This is a genomic window from Streptomyces sp. 3211.6 (assembly GCF_003634815.1).
Classification (GTDB): domain Bacteria; phylum Actinomycetota; class Actinomycetes; order Streptomycetales; family Streptomycetaceae; genus Streptomyces; species Streptomyces katrae_A.
In genome coordinates, this window is sequence record NZ_RBXC01000002.1 from 35,074 (window position 1) to 55,916 (window position 20,843).

General features: G+C 71.3%; 19 protein-coding genes. 16 read left to right on the top strand and 3 right to left on the bottom strand.

From position 1 onward, the window contains the following. The first annotated feature begins 62 nt into the window (after nt 1-62). From BX286_RS34330 to BX286_RS34405, 16 genes are all read left to right on the top strand, one after another. Nucleotides 63-1,472: an MFS transporter gene (locus tag BX286_RS34330; RefSeq protein WP_079432359.1), complete on the top strand. Its 1,410-nt coding sequence runs from the start codon at nt 63-65 to the stop codon at nt 1,470-1,472. After that, nucleotides 1,469-1,846, top strand: coding sequence for an acyl carrier protein (locus BX286_RS34335; protein ID WP_123996004.1), 378 nt, complete (start codon nt 1,469-1,471; stop codon nt 1,844-1,846). Before BX286_RS34330 ends, BX286_RS34335 begins: the two co-directional genes overlap by 4 nt. After that, nucleotides 1,843-2,670, top strand: a complete 828-nt coding sequence (locus tag BX286_RS34340; RefSeq protein WP_079432357.1) for a 4'-phosphopantetheinyl transferase superfamily protein — start codon at nt 1,843-1,845, stop codon at nt 2,668-2,670. Before BX286_RS34335 ends, BX286_RS34340 begins: the two co-directional genes overlap by 4 nt. Before the next feature lie 23 nt (nt 2,671-2,693). Continuing rightward, complete coding sequence (locus BX286_RS34345) at nt 2,694-3,644, top strand: ACP S-malonyltransferase (protein ID WP_079432356.1); 951 nt, start codon at nt 2,694-2,696, stop codon at nt 3,642-3,644. An 83-nt stretch (nt 3,645-3,727) separates the two neighbouring features. Further along, a complete protein-coding gene (locus tag BX286_RS34350; RefSeq protein ID WP_045946973.1) occupies nt 3,728-3,967 on the top strand; it encodes an acyl-CoA carboxylase subunit epsilon in 240 nt (79 codons plus the stop codon). A 188-nt stretch (nt 3,968-4,155) separates the two neighbouring features. Beyond that, nucleotides 4,156-4,653: a nuclear transport factor 2 family protein gene (locus BX286_RS34355; protein WP_079432355.1), complete on the top strand. Its 498-nt coding sequence runs from the start codon at nt 4,156-4,158 to the stop codon at nt 4,651-4,653. A gap of 7 nt (nt 4,654-4,660) precedes the next feature. Then, nucleotides 4,661-5,575: an alpha/beta hydrolase gene (locus BX286_RS34360; RefSeq protein ID WP_100865007.1), complete on the top strand. Its 915-nt coding sequence runs from the start codon at nt 4,661-4,663 to the stop codon at nt 5,573-5,575. A gap of 161 nt (nt 5,576-5,736) precedes the next feature. Continuing rightward, nucleotides 5,737-6,426 carry a phosphoribosylanthranilate isomerase gene (locus tag BX286_RS34365; protein WP_221265298.1) on the top strand — a complete coding sequence of 230 codons (690 nt, stop codon included), beginning with the start codon at nt 5,737-5,739 and terminating at the stop codon, nt 6,424-6,426. Nucleotides 6,427-6,524: 98 nt separating this feature from the next. After that, nucleotides 6,525-7,190 (top strand): uracil phosphoribosyltransferase, encoded by a 666-nt coding sequence (gene upp, locus BX286_RS34370; protein WP_079432353.1) that lies wholly within the window; start codon nt 6,525-6,527, stop codon nt 7,188-7,190. Beyond that, complete coding sequence (locus tag BX286_RS34375; protein WP_100865006.1) at nt 7,190-8,107, top strand: EamA family transporter; 918 nt, start codon at nt 7,190-7,192, stop codon at nt 8,105-8,107. Before upp ends, BX286_RS34375 begins: the two co-directional genes overlap by 1 nt. Before the next feature lie 138 nt (nt 8,108-8,245). Next, nucleotides 8,246-8,479: a tautomerase family protein gene (locus BX286_RS34380; RefSeq protein ID WP_079432351.1), complete on the top strand. Its 234-nt coding sequence runs from the start codon at nt 8,246-8,248 to the stop codon at nt 8,477-8,479. Between the two features lie 10 nt (nt 8,480-8,489). Next, nucleotides 8,490-9,434 carry a pseudouridine-5'-phosphate glycosidase gene (locus tag BX286_RS34385; RefSeq protein ID WP_079432350.1) on the top strand — a complete coding sequence of 315 codons (945 nt, stop codon included), beginning with the start codon at nt 8,490-8,492 and terminating at the stop codon, nt 9,432-9,434. A 59-nt stretch (nt 9,435-9,493) separates the two neighbouring features. Next, nucleotides 9,494-10,570, top strand: a complete 1,077-nt coding sequence (locus BX286_RS34390) for an alkene reductase (protein ID WP_079432349.1) — start codon at nt 9,494-9,496, stop codon at nt 10,568-10,570. A 14-nt stretch (nt 10,571-10,584) separates the two neighbouring features. Next, nucleotides 10,585-11,526 (top strand): ribose-phosphate diphosphokinase, encoded by a 942-nt coding sequence (locus BX286_RS34395; RefSeq protein WP_079432413.1) that lies wholly within the window; start codon nt 10,585-10,587, stop codon nt 11,524-11,526. A 311-nt stretch (nt 11,527-11,837) separates the two neighbouring features. Next, a complete protein-coding gene (locus tag BX286_RS34400; protein ID WP_079432348.1) occupies nt 11,838-15,686 on the top strand; it encodes an amino acid adenylation domain-containing protein in 3,849 nt (1,282 codons plus the stop codon). A gap of 271 nt (nt 15,687-15,957) precedes the next feature. Next, a complete protein-coding gene (locus tag BX286_RS34405; protein ID WP_100865005.1) occupies nt 15,958-16,746 on the top strand; it encodes an AfsR/SARP family transcriptional regulator in 789 nt (262 codons plus the stop codon). 39 nt (nt 16,747-16,785) lie between these two features. Here the strand turns inward: BX286_RS34405 and BX286_RS34410 are convergent, their stop codons facing one another. From BX286_RS34410 to BX286_RS34420, 3 genes are all read right to left on the bottom strand, one after another. Next, nucleotides 16,786-18,108 (bottom strand): UDP-glucose/GDP-mannose dehydrogenase family protein, encoded by a 1,323-nt coding sequence (locus BX286_RS34410; RefSeq protein ID WP_121017829.1) that lies wholly within the window; start codon nt 18,106-18,108, stop codon nt 16,786-16,788. A gap of 85 nt (nt 18,109-18,193) precedes the next feature. Continuing rightward, nucleotides 18,194-19,438 carry a hypothetical protein gene (locus tag BX286_RS34415; RefSeq protein ID WP_100865003.1) on the bottom strand — a complete coding sequence of 415 codons (1,245 nt, stop codon included), beginning with the start codon at nt 19,436-19,438 and terminating at the stop codon, nt 18,194-18,196. Between the two features lie 60 nt (nt 19,439-19,498). After that, the gene (locus tag BX286_RS34420) at nt 19,499-20,797 is read right to left on the bottom strand and encodes an aminotransferase class III-fold pyridoxal phosphate-dependent enzyme (protein WP_159036901.1); all 1,299 of its coding nucleotides are present in this window, start codon (nt 20,795-20,797) and stop codon (nt 19,499-19,501) included. Between the last annotated feature and the right edge of the window lie 46 nt (nt 20,798-20,843).

Consider the following 20,843-nt stretch of genomic DNA (forward strand, 5'->3'; position numbering starts at 1 on the left):
GCCGGGGATCCCTCCCCGGGCGGCCCCGCCCCCTTCTTTCGAATGCGAGTGTGTACTCCCCGATGAGCATTGCCTCCGGCGCCCGGGCCGGGGCCCGTTGGGCTCTGGTGGCCGTGCTTGCCGCGAACATGTTGGTGGACGCCCTGGAGGTGTCCGCGACCCTGGTGGCGCTGCCGGCCGTCGGCAGCGGGCTGGGGTCTTCCGTCACCCGGGTGCAGTGGATCGTCACCGGCTTCGCCGCCGGGTTCGCCGGGTCGGTGCTGCTCGGCGGGCGGCTGGTGGAGTGGTTCGGGCGGCGGCGGGTCTTCCTCCTCGCGCTGCTCCTCTTCGCCGCCGCCTCGCTCGGCGGCGCGCTGACCGACCGGCTGGACCTGCTCGTCGCCACCCGGGTGGTGAAAGGTTTCTGCGTCGCGCTGACCGCGCCCACCGGGCTCGCCATCATCGTGGCCTCCGTCTCCGGACGGGAGGCGCGGCGGCGGGCCGTGTCGGTGTACACGCTGTTCGGGGCCGCCGGGTTCTGTTCCGGGCTGCTGCTGTCCGGGCTGCTCACCGGGGCGGCCGGCTGGCGCTGGACCCTGGCCTTCCCGGCGCCCGTCGCGCTGGCCCTGTTCGCCGTCGCGCTGCGGGTCGTGCCGCGGGAGCCCGCCCCGGCGGGCGGCGGCGGGGCGCGGTGGCACGCCGTGGTGGCCGGGGGCGCGTTGACCTCGGCCGTGCTGTGGCTGGTGGAGGCCCTGGCCCGCCGGTGGTGGGGCGGCGCCCTCGCGGCCGCGGCGGCGGCGCTGGTCTGCGTACGGGCCGAACGGGCCTCCGCGCGGCCGCTCGTGAACACCGCGCTGCTGGGGCACGGGCCGCTGGTGCGCTCGGCGCTGGGGGCGGCCGCGCTCAACGGCTCGTACGTGAGCTTCCTGCTGGTGGCCGCGCTCGATCTGCGGCGCGGCGGCTGGAGTTCGTGGGAGACGGCCCTCGGGTTCCTGCCCGCCGGCGCGCCCCTGGCCCTGACCGCCCTGCACTCGGGGCGGATCGCCTCCCGGCTGGGGCCGGCGCGGGCGGTGGCCGCCGGCGCGCTCGCCGCCCCGGCCGGATACGCGCTCTACCCGCGCTCCGGCGCGGGCGGGGCACGGTATGTCGAACTGTTGCCCTCCATGTCCCTCGTCGGCCTCGCCTTCGTGCTCGCCTTCACGGCGCTGCACCTCCAGGCGACCGGCTCCCTCCCCTCCGGCCTCCAGGCGGCGGCCGGCGGGCTCTACCAGACCTCCGTGCAGCTCGGCGCGGCGCTCACCCCGGCGCTGACGTCCGCGCTGTACGCGGCCTCCGGCCGGAGCGCGGCGCTCTGGCTGGTCACCGCCGTCGGCCTGGGCGGCGCGGGCGTCGCCCTCGCCGGCCTCGCACACCCATCGACCGACCCGTCCCGAGAACCGCCGGAGCTCCCTCTCCCTCCCGCGGTGCCCACCTCGACCAGGAAAGCATCATGACCACACTTCACATGTCACAGACATACGAAACAGACAACGGCCTGGTCCACATGACCCGGCCCGACATGGCCGTCCTGGCCACCGCCGGCCTGCGCGAGCGCACGCGGATCCTCGAGCAGTACGTGCGCGAGGAGCTCGGGCGCATCCTCGGCATCGAACCGCACCTCGTCGACACCACGGGCCGCCCCATGGGCTGCCTCGGCATCGGCTCGATCTCCGGCATCGAACTCCAGTACCGGATGGAAGCCACGCTCGGAGTCGACGTCAACCTCCAGCGGCTGCTGCTCGCCAACAGCGCCCAGGAGCTCATCGACTGCCTCGCCGGTCAGCTCGGCCCCGAGGCCCACCTGCACGGGGCAGCGGTGCCGGCATGACGACTACCGCTCTGCTGCCGGCCGCCCGCCCGGTGGTGAACCACCAGGGCCTGGACCGGCCCGACTTCACCCTCTCCGCCGACCGGGTCGACCTCTGGCTGATCCGCCGCCCGACCGGTCCGGACGCCGACGCCCTCGCGGTCGGCGAACTCGACGCGGAGGAGCGCAAGCGCGCCGACGCCTTCATCCGCCGCTCGGACGGCATGCTCTACGCCGCCGCGCACGTCGCCGTGCGCCGGCTGCTCGGACGTTACACGGCCACTCTGCCCCAGGACGTCCGCTTCATGCGCGAGCCCTGCCCCGGCTGCGGCGAGGCGCACGGCCGCCCGGCGCTGTCACCCCCGCCGCCGCCCCTGCACTACTCGCTCTCGCACAGCGGGGGAGTGGCCATGGTCGGTGTCGGAACGGTTCCGCTCGGCGTTGACGTGGAGAAACTCCCCGGCGCCGAGACGGTGGACATCTGCTCCAAGGCGCTGCACCCCGACGAGCAGATCGAGATAGCCGAGGCCGGGTCCGCGGAGACGCGCCGGCACCTCTTCGGGCAGATCTGGACCCGCAAGGAAGCGTTTCTCAAGGGGCTTGGGACAGGGTTGAGCCGCTCGCCCGCCGAGGACTACCTGGGCACCGAACTGGACCGGCACCCCGAGGGCTGGACCATGGTCGGCGTTCCCGCGGACACCACCCACGCCGCCGCGGTGGCGGTCAAGGGACAGCCCCCGAAGGTCGTCAACGTCAGGTGGGTGCCCGACACCTGGCTGGCCGCAGGCAACACCGTGTGCGGCGCCGCCGCCCCCGGACCGAACGACACGGTCCTCGCCAGTTGAACCGCAAGTAAGGACGTGACCGGATGACCCGCACCGCCTTCCTCTTCCCGGGCCAGGGCTCCGAATGCGCCGGTATGGGCAAGGAGCTGATCGCCCTGCGGCCGGACCTCGCCGACACCTACTACCGCACCGCCGACGACCTCCTCGGCTTCCCGCTGTCCCGGCTGTGCGTCGACGGGTCCCCCCGGGACCTGGAGGACCCGACGGTCGCGCAGCCGGCCGCCTTCCTGACCAGCATGGCCGTACTGGAGGTGCTGCGCGGCCGGGGCCTGGAGCCGGACGCGGTGGCCGGCCACAGCCTGGGCGAGTACGCGGCGCTGGTGGCCGCGGGCGCCCTGGAGTGGACCGAGGCGCTGTGGCTGGTCCGGCTGCGCAGCGAACTGGTGGCGACCGTCGGGGACCGGGTCGGCAGCGCCACGGCCGCGGTCATCGGCCTGAGCCGCCCCGACCTGACGCGCCTGTGCGCCGAGACCCGGGCGGCCACCGGCCAGGTCGTGGAGGTGGCCGGGGACAACGAGCCCCGGCAGACCGTGGTGTCCGGGCAGGCCGAGGCGGTGGCCCGGGTGACGCAGGAGGCCCGGGCGGCCGGGGCGCGGGTGGAATGGCTGCGGACCGGCGGTCCGTTCCACTCCAGCCTGCTCGGCGAGGCCGAGGCGGAGTTCACCGAGACGCTGATCGCGACCGAGTTCCGCGACCCGGCCGTACCCCTGGTCTCCGGTGTCACCGGCGGGTGGGTGACGACGGCCGCCGAGGCCGTGGTCGCCCTGCGCTGCCAGCTCACCACCCCGGTGCGCTGGACCGGGGCGGTGGAGACGCTCGCCGCCTCGGGCGCGGACCGGTTCGTGGAGGTGGGCCCCGGCCGGGTGCTCGGCGGTCTGGTCCGCCGCATCCTGCCGGGGGCCCGCGTCCACAGCACGCACACGCCGGAGCGGCTGGCGCAGGCCGTCGACGAGCTGAGCACCACCACGGTCTGACCGGCCCGCCCCATCCCCGCCGCACGCACGTCAGACCCGCCGCGCCGAAGGCCGGCGGGAGGTCACGAGACGAGGAGCAGTCCATGGACACGCATCCGGAGGCCGGCCGCCTCATCCACGTGGTCAAGGGGCGGCCCGACGCCGAGGAACTGGCGGCGCTCACCGCCGTCGTCCTGGCCCGGGCGGCGGCGTACGAGGGCCAGCACGGCGGCACGGCCGGCTGCGGGCCCACCCTGGCGGGCTGGCGCTGCCCACAGCAGCCCCGGGCCTTCCACGGCGCGCGCACCTGGCGGGAGAACCCCGCCGGGACGCGCCCGGCCTGATCCGGCCGCGATCCGGCCGCGCCACCCGCGCCCGGCCGGATCCGGCCCGGTCCGACAGGACACCACCCGGGGCCGTAGCGCCCCGCGGCCCTCGTGGACGGCCGGCCCCGTCGCCGGCCCGGTCAAGGAGTTCGCGGGCGGACGCTCCAGACCGCGGTATCCCGTGAGTCCGCCCACAGGAGAGGGCCATGCCACCGACCTACGACGACATCGCGGAGCTGCGCGACCAGATACGGATCCTGCGCGACCGCGCCGAGCTGCGGGAGCTGTTCGACCGCTACGTCACCGCCCTGGACACCTTCGACGGGACCGGCCCGGACGAGGCCCGGTTCGCCACGCTGTTCACCGAGGGCGCCACCTTCGCCTTCCCGATCGGCGTGTGCACGGGCGTCGAGGCCTTCGCCGCCCTCCAGCGCGAGGCCCGGGGCCGGTGGGCGCGCACGCACCACGTGAGCGCCAACCACTCCATCACCCTCGACGGGGACCGGGCCGTCGTCCGGGCCCAGCAGGTGACCACCCACGTCCACCACGCCGGCGCGGGTCCGGCCGCCCACTTCGACGTGGGCGGCCACACCGAGGCCCGTGCCGTGCGCACGGCGGACGGCTGGCGGCTGAGCCACGTCTCGTTCCGCGTGGTGTGGGACTCCGGCGTCCGGCTGCCCGAGCTCGCGGGCGTCCGCCTGTGAGCGGCGGATGACCGCCGTGCGGCCCGTCGTCCTCGACGCGGACGGGATCCCGCTGTCCGGGCTGCTCGCGCTGCCCGCGGACCCCGTGCCGCGGGCCGTGGTGGTGGCCCTGCACGGGGCGGGGATGAGGGCGGGCTACTTCGACAGCCGGGTGCGGCCCGGCTTCTCCCTGCTGGAGCTCGGCGCCTCGCTGGGCTTCGCCGTCCTCGCCCTGGACCGGCCCGGCTACGGGGCCTCCGCGGACCCGCTGCCCCGGGGGCTGGACCTCGCCGGGCAGACCGGCGTCCTGCTCGCCGCCCTCGACGGGTACGCCCGGGGGCACGAGACCGGCGCGGGCTTCTTCCTCGTGGCGCACTCCAACGGCGGCCGCCTCGCTCTGTCCGCGGCGGCCGCCGCCCGGGGCCGGACCGCGCCGCTGGGCGTGGACCTGTGCGGTGTCGGGCGCCATTTCGCCGTGGAGCCAGGGCAGTTGCCCGGGACGGACTTCCCCGGCCAGTGGCGCCGGCACTGGGGCGCGCTGCGCTTCTACCCGCCGGAGGCCTTCCGGGCCTGCACCGGCCTGGTGTGCCCGGTTCCCGCCGAGGAGGCCCGCGAGACCCCGCTGTGGCCGCACATGTACCCCGCCGTGGCCGCCGGCGTACGGGCCCCGGTGCGCTTCACCTTCGCCGAACAGGAGCTGTGGTGGAGGCATGACGGCGCGGCGCTGGAGGAACTGCTGAGTCCGCTGACCGGGGCCTCCACAGAACTGGTCATCCAGCCCCATGCTGGACACAACACCAGTCTGGGCTGGGCCTCCCGCTCCTACCACCTGCGGGTCATGGCCTTCCTGGAGGAGTGCCTACTCGCCCGGGAGCCGGGGACGGAGCGGGTCTCGGCCACAACTGACCGGGAAATGAAGAAGGTTGACCGGGATCTGACATAGATCCCGTTGACCAACAGATGGGTACCAACGAGGCTTTTCGTGAGCATCCCGTGACGTGTACCGAAGTCCGTCAAACCGGGACACGTCCACTCGGCCTCTCGCAAGTCTGTTTGATTCATCAAACTGTTTGATTCATCAGATCATTCCGCAAAGGAACACACATGAGTGACGTGAAGGACCTGGTGCAGGTCGCCGGCATCATCGACGCCGAGGAGGCCAAGATGCTGGCCGAGGAGGGCGTCGACTGGTTCGGCTTCCCGCTCCGCCTCCCGTCGGGCAAGGACGACATCTCCGAGGCCGCGGCCACGGAGATCATCGCCGGCCTGACGGCTCCCCAGGAGGGCGTCCTCATCAGCTACATGGTGGACGCCGACGAGATCAGCGCGTTCACCACGCAGCTGGGCGTCAAGGCCGTCCAGCTCCACGGCGACGTCGAGCCGGAGCAGCTGCGCAAGCTCAAGGCCGACCGCCCCGACCTCTACGTGCTCAAGAGCCTGGTCGTGAAGGAGGACAACGCCGAGGAGCTCCTCCAGTTCGTCGACGAGGTCGCCGAGTTCGTGGACATGTTCATCACCGACACCTTCAACCCGGCCACCGGTGCCAAGGGCGCCACCGGCCTCACCCACGACTGGAACGTCAGCGCCGAGCTCGTGCGCCGTTCCCCCAAGCCCCTGATGATGGCGGGCGGCCTGAGCCCGGAGAACGTCGCCGACGCGATCCGCTTCGTCAAGCCCGCCGCCGTCGACGCCCACAGCCTCCTGGAGGGCGACGACCGCCGCAAGGACCGCGCCAAGGTCGCGAAGTTCGTGGCCGAGTCGCGGAAGGCCTTCGCCGAGATCGCCAACGGCTGATCCCGGCACCCGACCACACGGTTGCGGTTCCCGGGGCCCCGCGGGGCCCCGGGCCCGGCCGCAGCACGTCTCCACGACCGACGAGAAGCAGGTTTCTCATGGCGACCGGCCACCACAATGTCCACCCGCTGCCGCAGACCAACCAGCTCCGCGCCATGCACACGATCATCCGTGACCGCAGAGCCTCCCGCGCGGACTTCGTGTTCTACTCCCGGCGCATCATCCGCCTCCTGCTCGAATCGGCGCTCAACCAGCTGCCGTTCGACCAGCACGAGGCCATCACGCCGGTCGGAGAGACGTACGAGGGCCTGAGACTCGGCCCCCAGCTGTGCGCCGTGCCCGTGGTCCGGGCCGGCGACTCGATGCTCGACGAGCTGCGCCAGGTCATCCCCGACATCACCGTCGGCAAGCTGCTCATCCAGCGGGACAAGACCACCAAGCTCCCGCACCTCTACTACAAGAACTTCCCCGAGGACATCGCCGACCGGCACGTCCTGCTCCTGGAGCCGATGCTCGCCACCGGCGGCAGCGCCAAGGCCGCCATCGAGGTCCTCCTCGACTCCGGCGTGCAGGAGGGGAACATCGTCTTCGTCAACTTCCTCGCCTCCCCCGAGGGCATCGAGGCCGTCCACGCCGCGTACCCGCTCGTCAAGATCGTCACGTCCTCGATCGAGCAGCGCCTCAACGAGAACGCGTTCATGATCCCGGGCATCGGCGACTTCGGCGACCGCTACTTCGGAACCACCGACTCGGCAGTCGCCTGATGAAGAGCAGCCGTACCGTTGTCGACTCCGCGCTGACGGCCCTCGCGCCGGCCATCTGGGGGTCCACGTACCTGGTCACCACGGAGCTGCTGCCGGAGGGCCGGCCGCTGCTGGCCTCCCTGCTCCGTGCCCTTCCCGCCGGCCTGATCCTCGTGGCCATCGGCCGGACGCTGCCCAAGGGCATCTGGTGGTGGCGCGCCCTGGTGCTCGGCGTGCTGAACATCGGCGCCTTCTTCTACCTGCTCTTCGTGGCCGCCTACCACCTGCCGGGCGGCGTCGCGGCGCTGGTGATGTCCATCCAGCCGATGATCGTGCTCCTGCTCGGTGCCGCCCTGCTGAAGGACAAGATCAAGGCGATCCACCTGATCTCCTGCGCCCTCGGCGCGGCCGGCGTGGCCCTGCTGGTCCTCCAGCCCAACGCCGGGCTCAACGCCACCGGTGTCATCGCCGGTCTGCTGGGCGCGCTCAGCATGGCCTCCGGCATCGTGCTGACCAAGCGCTGGGGACGTCCCGAAGGCGTGGGCCTGCTGCCCTTCACCGGCTGGCAGCTCACCGTCGGCGGCCTGGTCCTGCTCCCGATCGCACTGATCGGCGAGGGCCTGCCGAGCGAGATCACCGGCAAGAACCTGCTGGGCTTCGCCTACCTCGGCCTCGTCGGCGCCCTGTTCGCCTACGCGATCTGGTTCCGCGGTGTGGCCCGGCTGCCCGCGCTGGCGGTGTCGTTCCTGAGCTTCGCCTCGCCCCTGGCGGCCACGCTGCTGGGCTACTTCGTCCTCGACCAGTCGCTCTCGCCGATCCAGCTCCTCGGAGCCCTGACCGTGGTCGCGTCCGTGATCCTGGCCCAGCCGCGCAAGGGCAAGCCCAAGCCCCAAGCAGAGCCGGTCCCACAGACCTCGCGGGAATCCGTCCAGGCGTAAGCCGGGACCCCGCCCGAGACTCCCCGCCCGCCCCCGCCCCCGAGGCGGGCGGGGAGTGGTGGTGGCACACCGCGGCCTCCCCCGTCCGCGGTGTGCCACCAACCCCCCTGCACGAACGACTCGCGAGAGGACCCAGCGGTGCCCCACATCCACATCTGGCACTACCCGCGGGACTTCACGGCCGAGCAGCTCAAGGCGATCGACGAGGCGGTCACCGCCGCCGTGACGAAGACCTTCGCCACCGGCGAGGACGCCGTCTCGATCTCCCTGGAGCCGGTCGGCCCGGAGGACTGGGAGTCCCAGGTCCTCTCCGAGATAGCGGCCCGCCCGGATCTGCTGGTCAAGCGACCCGGCTACCTGAACGAGAGTTGAGAGAGACCCGATGAGCGCAAGCAGCGGCATCCCCGTCGTCTACACCGAGGAAGTCCGCGAGGCCCTCCACGAGGGCAAGGCCGTCGTCGCCCTCGAGAGCAACGTCATCACCCACGGCCTGCCCTACCCGGACAACGCGGCCACCGCCCGCAAGGTGGAGGACGCGGTACGGGCCGGGGGCGCCGTCCCGGCGACGATCTGCATCGAGGCCGGCGAGATCCGCGTCGGCATGTCGGACGCCGACATCGAGCGCTTCGCCTCCCTCCCGGACATCCCCAAGGTGTCCAGCCGGGACCTGCCCGTCATCCTGGCGCAGGGCGGTCTGGGCGCCACCACGGTGGCCTCCTCCGTCGTGGCGGCCGAGCTCGCGGGGATCCCCTTCTTCTCCTCCGCCGGCATCGGCGGCGTGCACCGCGGCGCCCAGGAGACCTGGGACGTCTCCTCGGACCTGATCCAGTTCACCCGGTCCAAGGTCGCCGTGGTCTGCGCCGGCGCCAAGATGATCCTCGACCTCGGGCTGACCCTGGAGTACCTGGAGACGCAGTGCGTCCCCGTCGTCGCCTACCGCTCGGACGACTTCCCCGCGTTCTACTGCCGTACGAGCGGCCACAAGGCGCCCCACCGCCTGGACGACGAACAGGTCATCGCCCGCGCCGTCGAGGCCCACTGGGCGCTCGGCAACAACAGCTCCTTCCTGATCACCACCCCGGTCCGGGAGGAGGACGCCATCGACTCCGCCGAGGTGGACACGGCCATCCGGGCCGCGGTCGCCGAGGCCACCCGCGACGGGGTCTCCGGCCAGGCCATCACCAAGTACCTGATGCGCGCCGTCGACGCCGCCACCGACGGCCGCAGCGCCAAGGCCAACATGGCCGTCCTCGCCTCCTGCGCCGAGGCGGCGGGCCGGCTGGCCGTGGCGCACGCCGCGCACCTCGCCGAGCGCGCCGGGCGCTGACCCGCCCGTACGAACCACCACCGCACCACGCGTTGAACTCAGTCTGGAGAGACACACACATGTCCGAGAAGCTGCTGGCGCCGGTCACCCTGGGCAAGCTGGCCCTGCGCAACCGGGTCGTCATGGCGCCCATGTCCCGCAACCGGGCCACCGCCGATGGCCTCGCCACCGACCTGATGGCCACCTACTACGGCCAGCGCGCGGGCGCCGGTCTGATCATCACCGAGGGCGTCCAGCCCTCGGTCACCGGTCAGGGCTTCGGCAACAGCCCGGGTCTGCACACCCAGGAGCAGGCCGAGTCCTGGAAGCCGGTCACCGAGGCCGTGCACGCGAACGGCGGTCTGATCGTCGCGCAGCTCATGCACTGCGGCCGCATCGGCCACCCCTCGCTCTACCCGAGCGGCCACCAGTCCGTCGCCCCGTCCGCCGTCACCGCGGCCGGCCAGGCCTACGGCCCCGAGGGCCCGCTGGACTACCCCGAGCCGCGCGCCCTGACGGTCGAGGAGATCGCCGAGGTCGTCAAGGAGCACGCGGACGCCGCCGAGCTCGCCATCGAGGCCGGCTTCGACGGCGTGGAGATCCACGCGGGCAACGGCTTCCTGCTCCACCAGTTCCTGGCGGAGAACACCAACCAGCGCACCGACCAGTACGGTGGCTCCGTCGAGAACCGCATCCGCTTCGCGATCGAGGTGATCGAGGCGGTCTCCGAGCGCATCGGCGCCGACCGCGTCGGCGTGCGCATCTCCCCGTCGAACCCGTACAACGACATCGTCGAGGGCGACACGCACGCCATCTACGAGGCGCTCGTCGCGGCCCTGCCGCCCATCGCCTTCCTGCACATCCTCGAGGGCGGCAACCGCGACCACATCGCGGCCCTGCGCGCGCAGTGGACCGGCACCATCGTGCTGTGCCCGCACCCGGAGAACGGCGTCCCGGTCAGCGGCGAGATCGCCGAGGCGGCGCTCGAGGCCGGCGTCGCCTGCGCCGTGGCCTTCGGGTCGTCCTTCATCGCCAACCCGGACCTGCCGGAGCGCATCCGCACCGGCGCCGCTCTGGCCGAGGCCGACCAGAGCAAGTTCTACGGTGGTGACCACACCGGTTACACCGACTACCCGACGCTCGAGAGCGCCGCGTGAGCGACTCCGGGAAGATGCTGCTCTTCTCGGGGCGCGCGCACCCCGAGCTGGCCGAGGCCATCGCGGCGGAGCTGGGCACGGAGCTGGTCGAGACGAAGGCGATCGACTTCGCCAACGGCGAGATCTACATCCGCTACCACGCCTCCGTGCGCGGCGCGGACTGCTTCGTGGTCCAGAGCCACACGGCCCCCATCAACAAGTCGATCATGGAACAGCTCATCATGATCGACGCGCTGAAGCGGGCCTCGGCGCGCAGCGTCACGGTCATCCTGCCCTTCTACGGATACGCGCGACAGGACCGCAAGCACAGCGGCCGGGAACCCATCTCGGCCCGCCTGGTGGCGGACCTGCTCAAGACCGCCGGCGCCGACCGGATCCTGACGATCGATCTGCACGCGGACCAGATCCAGGGATTCTTCGACGGCCCGGTGGACCACCTGTTCGCCATGCCGGTCCTCGCGGACTACATCGGCTCCAAGGTGGACCGCGAGGCCCTGACCGTGGTCTCGCCCGACGCCGGCCGCGTGCGCGTGGCCGACGGCTGGTGCGACCGCCTCGGCGCTCCGCTGGCCATCGTCCACAAGCGGCGCGACAAGGACGTGGCCCACCAGGTCACCGCCCACGAGGTGGTCGGCGACGTGCACGACCGGGTCTGCGTCCTGGTCGACGACATGATCGACACCGGCGGCACGATCTGTGCCGCCGCCGACGCCCTCTTCGCCCAGGGGGCGAGGGACGTCATCGTGGCGGCCACGCACGGGGTGCTTTCCGGCCCCGCGGCGGACCGCCTCAAGAACTCGCGGGTCAGCGAGTTCGTGTTCACGGACACCCTGCCGGTGCCCGGGGCCCTCGGACTGGACAAGGTCACCGTCCTGTCCATCGCCCCGCTCATCGCGGGCGCCTCGCGCGCGGTGTTCGAGAACGGATCAGTAACCCGGCTCCTGCAGAGCCGGTGATCGCCCGGGCGGACGGGTCCCACGGGGCCCGTCCGTCCGAAGGGGGAGGCGGCCGCACGCACCGCGCCGTTCCGGTCTTTCCGGGTGGTGAGGCTTTGCCCTTGCGCCCCTCAGTTCTTCGGTACTTCCCGGCCGGGCTGCAGCCCGGCCACCGGCACCCACCGCGTTCGAAGCGGCGTCCGCCCCGTGCGGACGCCACCCCCCACGCTTCGCGGTGAGGCGTCGTCCGCCGGGCTCGCCCGCACCGGGAGCCCGGCAGCCGGGGCGCTGACCGCGCCCGTGCTCCACAACGGAACGTTAGGAAGCGGGAAATGACTCTTCAGGAGACCAGCGTGCTCGAGCCCACCCTGCAGGGGACCAACACGTTGCCCGGCCTGCTCGCTCAGCGTGTGGCCGAGCACCCCGACGCGATCGCGGTCGCCTACCGGGACGACAAGCTCACCTTCCGCGAGCTCGCGTCCAGAAGCTCGGCCCTGGCCGACTACCTGGAGCACCTCGGTGTCTCCGCGGACGACTGCGTGGGCCTGTTCGTCGAGCCGTCCATCGACCTCATGGTCGGCGCCTGGGGCATCCTCAATGCCGGCGCCGCCTACCTGCCGCTGTCCCCGGAGTACCCCGAGGACCGGCTCCGCTACATGATCGAGAACAGCCAGGCGAAGATCATCCTGGCGCAGCAGCGCCTGGTCTCGCGCCTGCGCGAACTCGCCCCGCAGGACGTCACCATCGTGACCCTGCGCGAGTCCGAGGCCTTCGTCCGCCCGGAGGGCCGGGAGGCCCCGGCCGCCGGCGGCGCCCGCCCGGACACCCTCGCGTACGTCATCTACACCTCCGGCAGCACGGGCAAGCCGAAGGGTGTGATGATCGAGCACCGCAGCATCGTCAACCAGCTCGGCTGGCTGCGCGAGACCTACGCGATCGACCGCAGCAAGGTGATCCTGCAGAAGACCCCGATGAGCTTCGACGCCGCCCAGTGGGAGATCCTCTCCCCGGCCAACGGCGCCACCGTCGTCATGGGCGCCCCCGGCGTCTACGCCGACCCCGAGGGCCTCATCGAGACCATCGTCAAGCACAACGTGACCACCCTCCAGTGCGTCCCGACCCTGCTCCAGGGCCTGCTCGACACCGAGAAGTTCCCCGAGTGCGTCTCCCTCCAGCAGATCTTCAGCGGTGGCGAGGCCCTTTCCCGGCTGCTGGCGATCCAGACCACGCAGGAGATGCCCGGCCGGGCGCTCATCAACGTCTACGGGCCGACCGAGACGACCATCAACTCGTCCTCGTTCCCCGTGGACCCCGCCGACCTGGACGAGGGACCGCAGTCCATCTCCATCGGCTCCCCGGTGCACGGCACCACGTACCACATCCTCGACAAGGAGACCCTCAAGCCGGTCGGCGTGGGGGAGATAGGCGAGCTGTACATCGGCGGCATCCAGCTGGCCCGCGGCTACCTGCACCGCGAGGACCTGACCGCCGAGCGCTTCCTGGAGATCGAGCTCGAGGAGGGCGCCGAGCCCGTCCGCCTGTACAAGACGGGCGACCTCGGCCAGTGGAACGCCGACGGCACGGTGCAGTTCGCCGGCCGCGCCGACAACCAGGTCAAGCTGCGCGGCTACCGCGTCGAGCTCGACGAGATCTCCCTGGCGATCGAGAACCACGACTGGGTCCGCAACGCCGCCGTCATCGTCAAGAACGACGGCCGCACCGGCTTCCAGAACCTGATCGCCTGCATCGAGCTCAGCGAGAAGGAAGCCGCCCTGATGGACCAGGGCAACCACGGCTCCCACCACGCGTCGAAGAAGAGCAAGCTCCAGGTCAAGGCGCAGCTGTCCAACCCGGGCCTGCGCGACGACGCCGAGCTGGCCGCCCGCCCGGCCTTCGACCTGGAGGGCTCCGAGCCCACCCCCGAGCAGCGCGCCCGCGTCTTCGCCCGCAAGACGTACCGCTTCTACGAGGGCGGCCCCGTCACCCAGGCCGACCTCCTCGGCCTGCTCGGCGCCACGGTCACCGCCGGCTACTCGCGCAAGGCGGCCGACCTGGCCCCCGCCGAGCTCGGCCAGATCCTGCGCTGGTTCGGCCAGTACATCAGCGAGGAGCGCCTGCTGCCGAAGTACGGCTACGCCTCCCCGGGCGCGCTGTACGCGACGCAGATGTACTTCGAGCTGGAGGGCGTCGGCGGTCTCAAGCCGGGCTACTACTACTACCAGCCGGTCCGCCACCAGCTCGTGCTCATCAGCGAGCGCGAGGCCACCGGCAAGCCGACGGCGCAGATCCACTTCATCGGCAAGAAGAGCGGCATCGAGCCGGTCTACAAGAACAACATCGTCGAGGTCCTGGAGATCGAGACCGGCCACATGGTCGGCCTCTTCGAGCAGATCCTGCCGGCCTACGGCCTGGACATCCACGACCGCGCCTACGAGCCGGCCGTCAAGGACCTGCTCGACGTCGCCGAGGAGGACTACTACCTGGGCACCTTCGAGCTGGTCCCGCACGCGGGCCCGCGCGAGGACCACGCCGAGGTCTACGTCCAGACGCACGGCAACAAGATCGCCGGCCTGCCCGAGGGCCAGTACCGCTACGAGAACGGCGAGCTGACCCGCTTCTCGGACGACATCGTCCTCAAGAAGCACGTCATCGCGATCAACCAGTCGGTGTACCAGGCCGCCAGCTTCGGCATCAGCGTCTACAGCCGCGCCGAGGAGGAGTGGCTGAAGTACGTCACCCTCGGCAAGAAGCTCCAGCACCTGATGATGAACGGGCTGAACCTGGGCTTCATGTCCTCCGGCTACAGCTCCAAGACGGGCAACCCGCTGCCGGCCTCGCGCCGCATGGACGCGGTCCTGGCCGCGAACGGCGTCGAGAGCGGTCCGATGTACTTCTTCGTCGGCGGCCGCATCAGCGACGAGCAGGTCAGCCACGAGGGCATGCGCGAGGACAGCGTCCACATGCGCGGTCCGGCCGAGCTCATCCGCGACGACCTCGTCAGCTTCCTGCCGGACTACATGATCCCCAACCGGGTCGTGGTCTTCGAGCGGCTGCCGCTGTCCGCCAACGGCAAGATCGACGTCAAGGCGCTCGCCGCCTCCGACCAGGTCAACGCCGAGCTCGTGGAGCGCCCCTTCGTCGCCCCGCGCACGGAGACGGAGAAGGAGATCGCGGGCGTCTGGGAGAAGGCCCTGCGCCGCGAGAACGCCTCCGTCCAGGACGACTTCTTCGAGTCGGGCGGCAACTCGCTGATCGCCGTCGGCCTGGTGCGCGAGCTCAACTCCCGCCTGGGCGTCTCCCTGCCGCTGCAGAGCGTCCTGGAGTCCCCGACCATCGAGAAGCTGGCCCGCCGCCTGGAGCGCGAGGTCGCCCAGGAGTCCTCGCGCTTCGTCCGCCTGCACGCGGAGACCGGCAAGGCCCGGCCCGTGATCTGCTGGCCGGGTCTGGGCGGCTACCCGATGAACCTGCGCAGCCTGGCCGGCGAGATCGGCCTCGGCCGCTCGTTCTACGGCGTCCAGTCCTACGGCATCAACGAGGGCGAGACCCCGTACGAGACCATCACCGAGATGGCCAAGAAGGACATCGAGGCCCTCAAGGAGATCCAGCCGGCCGGCCCCTACACCCTGTGGGGCTACTCCTTCGGTGCCCGTGTCGCCTTCGAGACGGCCTACCAGCTGGAGCAGGCGGGCGAGAAGGTGGACAACCTCTTCCTGATCGCCCCGGGCTCCCCGAAGGTCCGCGCCGAGAACGGCAAGGTGTGGGGCCGTGAGGCGTCCTTCGCCAACCGCGGCTACACCACGATCCTGTTCTCCGTCTTCACCGGCACGATTTCCGGTCCGGACCTGGACCGGTGCCTGGAGACGGTGACGGACGAGGCGTCCTTCGCCGAGTTCATCAGCGAACTCAAGGGGATCGACGTCGAGCTGGCCCGCCGGATCATCTCGGTCGTGGGCCAGACCTACGAATTCGAGTACAGCTTCCACGAGCTGGCCGAGCGCACGCTCCAGGCGCCGATCAGCATCTTCAAGGCCGTGGGCGACGACTACTCGTTCCTGGAGAACAGCAGCGGCTACTCGGCCGAGCCGCCGACGGTCATCGACCTCGACGCCGACCACTACAGCCTGCTGCGCGAGGACATCGGCGAGCTGGTCAAGCACATCCGCTACCTGCTCGGCGAGTGAGTGCCTGAGTAAGGGAGAGCGGCCCGAATGAGGACGGCCGCCCCGCCGGAGAATTCCGGCGGGGCGGCCGTCCTTTCGTGTTTTTCGGCTGTTTTCCGGATGCTTTTCGGCGGTGGAGGAAAAACCGGCCAGTAGGTGGCTCAATTCTGACGCAGCTTGACCGCGTTCTGACATCGCCGCCGTTGACGTGCACATTCCCTACACAAGACACTTCTATTGATTCCAGCCGTCCTGTTTTTTTGCTCTTCTCGCTGATGAGGAGTCATCTTCCATGCGCTTCAATCTCATCGGCCCCTTCGAGATCGTCACCGACGACGGCCGGACCTACGAGCCGGGCACCCCCAAGGTCTGCCAGACGCTCGCGCTGCTGCTCACCCGGCCCGGCGAGGTCGTCACGGCCGAGGCCCTGATCCGGGAGCTGTGGGGCGAGAACCCCCCGCGCAGTGCCGTCACCACGCTCCAGACGTACGTCTACCACGCGCGCCGGATGTTCACCCAGGAGCAGCTCGCGCCCGCCGGCCGCTGCCTGATCGTCACCGGCCCGTCCGGGTACGTGATGCGCGTCGAGGACTCCGAGGTCGACGTACGGATCTTCGAGCGGCTGGTCACCCGGGCCCGGTACGAACTGGCTGAGGAGGAGCCGCAGCGGGCGCTGCGCACGGTCGGCCAGGCGCTCGACCTGTGGCGCGGGCCGGCCCTGTCGAACTTCCCCGCCGGCGACGTGCTCGCCGGGCACATCGTGCACCTGGAGGAGCTGCGGATCAGGGCGTTCGAGACCCGGATCGAGGCCCAGGAGGCGCTGGGCCGGCACCGCGAGTCCATACCGGAGCTGCGCAAGCTGATCAACGACTACCCGCTCAACGAGTGGTTCCACAGCCGGCTCATCGGCGCCCTCGGCGCCGCCGGCCGCCGCGCGGAGGCCCTGCAGGCCTACCAGAAGGTGCGCCGGCTGCTCGCCGAGGAACTGGGCCTGGAGCCCTCCGCGGAGCTCAAGCGGCTGCACGGGCGGCTCCTGAGCCCGGCCCGCGGCGACCGGGTCGCGATGAGCGCGGCGGTCTGAACCGCGGTGTTCGTGGGCCATCGCCGCCGAGGCCCCGTTCTATTTCCCGGGTCGTCCGAGCTGGTGGAGGGTCCAGCCCGCCGTGCGCCAGGGCTCGGGGTCGAGCGTGGTGCGGCAGTCGACGAGCAGGGGGGTGGCCGGGCGCTTGACGAGGGCCGCGGGGTTCGCCTGCTGGTACTCGGGCCATTCGGTGGCCAGGACGACAAGGTCGGCGTCATCGAGGGAGGCGGGGAGGTCGTCGGTGTAGTCGAACTCGGGGTTGCGGATCACGGCCGTGGCCACGGCCTGCGGGTCGTGGACGGTGACGGTGGCACCGGCCTGCTGGAGGGCCTGGGCCAGGGCGAGGGCAGGGGACTCACGAACGTCGTTCGTGCCGGGCTTGAAGGCGGCTCCCCACACCGTGGCCTGTGTGCCCTTGAGGGGGCGGCCCGCCAGGGCGCTGTTGATGAGGTTCATGGCGACGTCGGTCCGCGACTCGTTGATCTCCTCGGCGGCGCGCAGGAGGGTTGCGGCCCGGTCGGCGCCGAGCTGGCGGGCGGAGGCGGTGAAGGCGCGGACGTCCTTGGGGAGGCAGCCGCCGCCGTACCCGATGCCGGGGCGCATGCCGCCGCTGCCGATGCGCGGGTCGATGCCGAGGATGTCGACGATCTGGGAGACGTCGCCGCCGGCGGCCTCGCACATGTCGGCGACGGCGTTGATGTAACTGATCTTCAGGCCGAGGAAGGTGTTTGCGGCGCCCTTGGCGAGCTCGGCGGTCGCAGGGTCGGTGACGAAGATGGGGACGCCGGCGTCGAGGATCGGGGCGTAGACGGCGCGGATCGCCTTCTCGCCCGCGGTGGTGGTCAACCCGGCGATGAGACGGTCCGGGCGCAGGGTGTCCTCCACCGCGTGGCCCTCGCGGAGGAACTCGGGGTTCCAGACGATGTCGACGGCTTCGCCGGCAGGTGCCAGACGCTGGGCGAGGGTGGTGACCTGGGCGGTGGTTCCGACGGTGACCGTGGACTTCCCGACGATCGTGCACGGCTGGTCGAGGTGCGGGGCGAGCTGGCGGATCGCGCCGTAGACCTGCCCGGTGTCGTAGGAACGGCCGTCCGCGTCGATGGGGGTGCCGACGCCGATGAAGTGCAGCTCGGCGAAAGCGGCGGCCTTGCGGATGTCGGTGGTGAACCGCAGGCGCCTGCTCGCGGTGTGGCGGGCGAGCAGCTCGGGCAGCCCGGTCTCGTAGATGGGGCACTCGCCGGCGTTGAGGCGGTCGACCTTGGCCTGGTCGACGTCCACGCCGATGACTTCGTGGCCGAGTTCCGCCATCGCGGCCGCGTGCGGGATGCCGAGATGTCCGCAGCCGATCACTGAAACGCGCATTCCTTGACTCTCACTTCGGGAGGGGCCTCGCATGCGGGGCCGGGGAACAGCTCCCAGAGGCTAGCGCCGTTCCCCGGCCCGCGTGTCAGGCCTTGTCGGTTCCGAGGTTCAGCAGGCGCTCCAGCTCCCCGATCGCGTGGGCGGCCGTCTGCCGTACGACCACGTCACCGGTCTGCGGCGCCTCCAGCGGATAGGGGAACCAGGATCCGTCCGGACGGGGGAATCCCTCCGGGTCGACGAGGAACACCTTCAGTCCGGCTGCGCGGGCCCGCTTGGCCACCCACCGCCGGTCGGCGTGCAGGCCGATGACGATCAAGGCCTTGGCGTCGGGGTGGAAGGTGACCGGCGGGATCCGCTGGTCGTAGCGGCGCATGAACTGCTCCTCGAACCCGGCGCGCGCACCCAGGCCGTCGAAGTTGTTCGTGATGAACGGCCCCACCATGTGCCCGGCCTCCTCCATGCGCTTGAGTGCGTGCAGGGCCGGGGTGACTTCGGCGTTGAAGCAGGTCCGGTACATCTCCGACAGCTCGCACACCTTGTCCTCGGTCTGAAGGAACATCTCCGCGAGCAGTGGGTCCCGTCCCGGGGCGAGCACGAAGGTGAAGCCCTTTCCGAGGAGCTCGTCCTCGATCTCGTTGACGTGGTAGATCTCGTGGAGGCGGTGCAGGGGCGGGATTCCGGCCTCGTAGGAGACGCCACAGCCGACCTCGACCTGGAACGGCAGGAAGTCCGTCAGCTGCGCCAGGTCGTCTGCGTAGACGGGGCGGCCCGGGGCGTCTTTGACGCGGACCCCGTGGGTGAGGACCTCCCACGGCCGGCGCCGGACGGCCCGCGGAGGGAACGTGTTGACCGACGTGAACGTGGTGTCGATGACCTCGTAGTCGGCCGGGAGCGCGCGGCGCGCCCGCAGGTCTTCCGGGTGCTCCTCGTAGCGGACCATGTGTACGCGCAGGTCACCCAGCTCGAACCGGCCCGCCCCGACCTGCTTCCAGCCGCCCTCGGTCAGCATCAGGTGGTTCTGCTCCCACGCCTCGTCGATCTCGCTCCTGGGAGCTGCCACCGAGTGGTACAGGTACATCTGCGTCATGGCGAGCGCTGGAGCCGCGGTGGTGTCCACGAGCCCGTACTGGTGCCAGTAGTGGACGATCCGCCGGCGCGCGTCGCCGTCACCGGTCCAGCCGGAGTTGGCGGCGGTTTCCTTCTGCTGGGTGCGCCGCCAGATGCCCTCCTCCTCGAAGCGGGGCCGGTCCGCGGTCACCCCGTAGAAGTCGTGCCACTTGCGGAGCTGGTCCTCGTCGAGCTGGTCGATGACTGTGACGGGAAACTGCATGGTGTCTCCTCGATCTCTTCTGTCGGAACAGGCCGCCCGTCGAAACCGGGCGGCTGCGGGTCAGCTGACGGCGGCTACCGCGTCGGTGAGCGCGCCGGTCAGGAAGTCGATGTCCTGGCTGTCGCAGTTCAGCGGGGGCGCGACGACCAGGCCCTCGCTCTGCGGGTGGCCGGCTCCGGTGAAGGGGTAGAAGAAGACGCCACGCCGCTCGCACTCCTGCATCAGGGGCCAGAGCAGGCCGGGGGCGACCTCCACCCCGTAGAGGTGGCCGATGCCCCGGACGTCCCGGACCGGCGCCCGGTCGGTCAGGGGCCGCAAGGCCGCCCCGAGACGCTCGCCGCGCGCGGCGAAGGCGTCGAAGTCCATCGACTCCAGCTCGTCCAGGACTCCGAGGCAGGCCGCTGCCTGGAGGGGGTGGGTGGCCATGGTGCCCATCGCGGGTAGCGGGTCCGCGTCCTTGTGCCGTAGCAGCGGCGCGATCTCCGGCGCCACCAGGACCGCCCCGACGCCGGCGTATCCGGCGCCCAGGCCCTTGGACAGGACGACCAGGTCGGGCTCGCACCCGTCCCAGTGCCGACTCGCCAGCGGCGTGCCGGTGCGCCACAGGCCGGTGAGCACCTCGTCGTGGATGACCAGGACGTCCCGCTTCCGGCAGATCTCCGACACCCTGCGCAGGTAGCCGGCCGGGGGCACGAAGGCACCGCCCGTGGTTCCGTTGACCGGCTCGATGAGGACCGCGGCGACGTTCTCGGCGCCCCTGCTGTCGATCGCCCGCGCCACCTCGCCGGCACACGCGGTATCGCAGCCGAATCCCTCGTGGGCATGGCCGTGCGTGGGCGGGTATGGCGCGGGGAAGGCCGGGCCGAGACCGCAGCGGTCTTCCGGACGGGGGTTGCGGACCTGGTTGCCCGCCACGCCGAGGGTGAAGACGCTGTGGCCGTGGTATGAGAGGTCGGACGTCAGGATCTCCCCGCGCCGCTTCCCGTCGCGGACCCGCACGATGTTCCGCGCCAGGCCCACGGCGACTTCCACGCCGAGGGTCCCGCACGTGGTGAGGGCGACGGAGTCCTCCGGCCGGCCCACGGCCCGGCACAGGCGGTCCATCAGCTCCAACTGGATGTGAGGCCGGACGACGGCCGCGCCACCGAAGGAGTAGCGGGAGAACTGCTTCTCGACGCGGGAGAACACCGCCGGGCTCCCCTGCCCGACGTTCGCGCACAGCAGGCCGCTCGATCCGTCGAGGACCCGGCGGCCGTCTGCGGTGTGGAGCCAGGGGCCGTTAGATCCGACGGCTTCGAAGTCCGGCAGGGGCCTGGACGACGTCAGGAGACGTTCTCGGTGCGGCAGGTACCGATCCACGAAGTAATCCCTTCCTGGGCGTGGACTGGGGAGGGTGGGCGTGCCG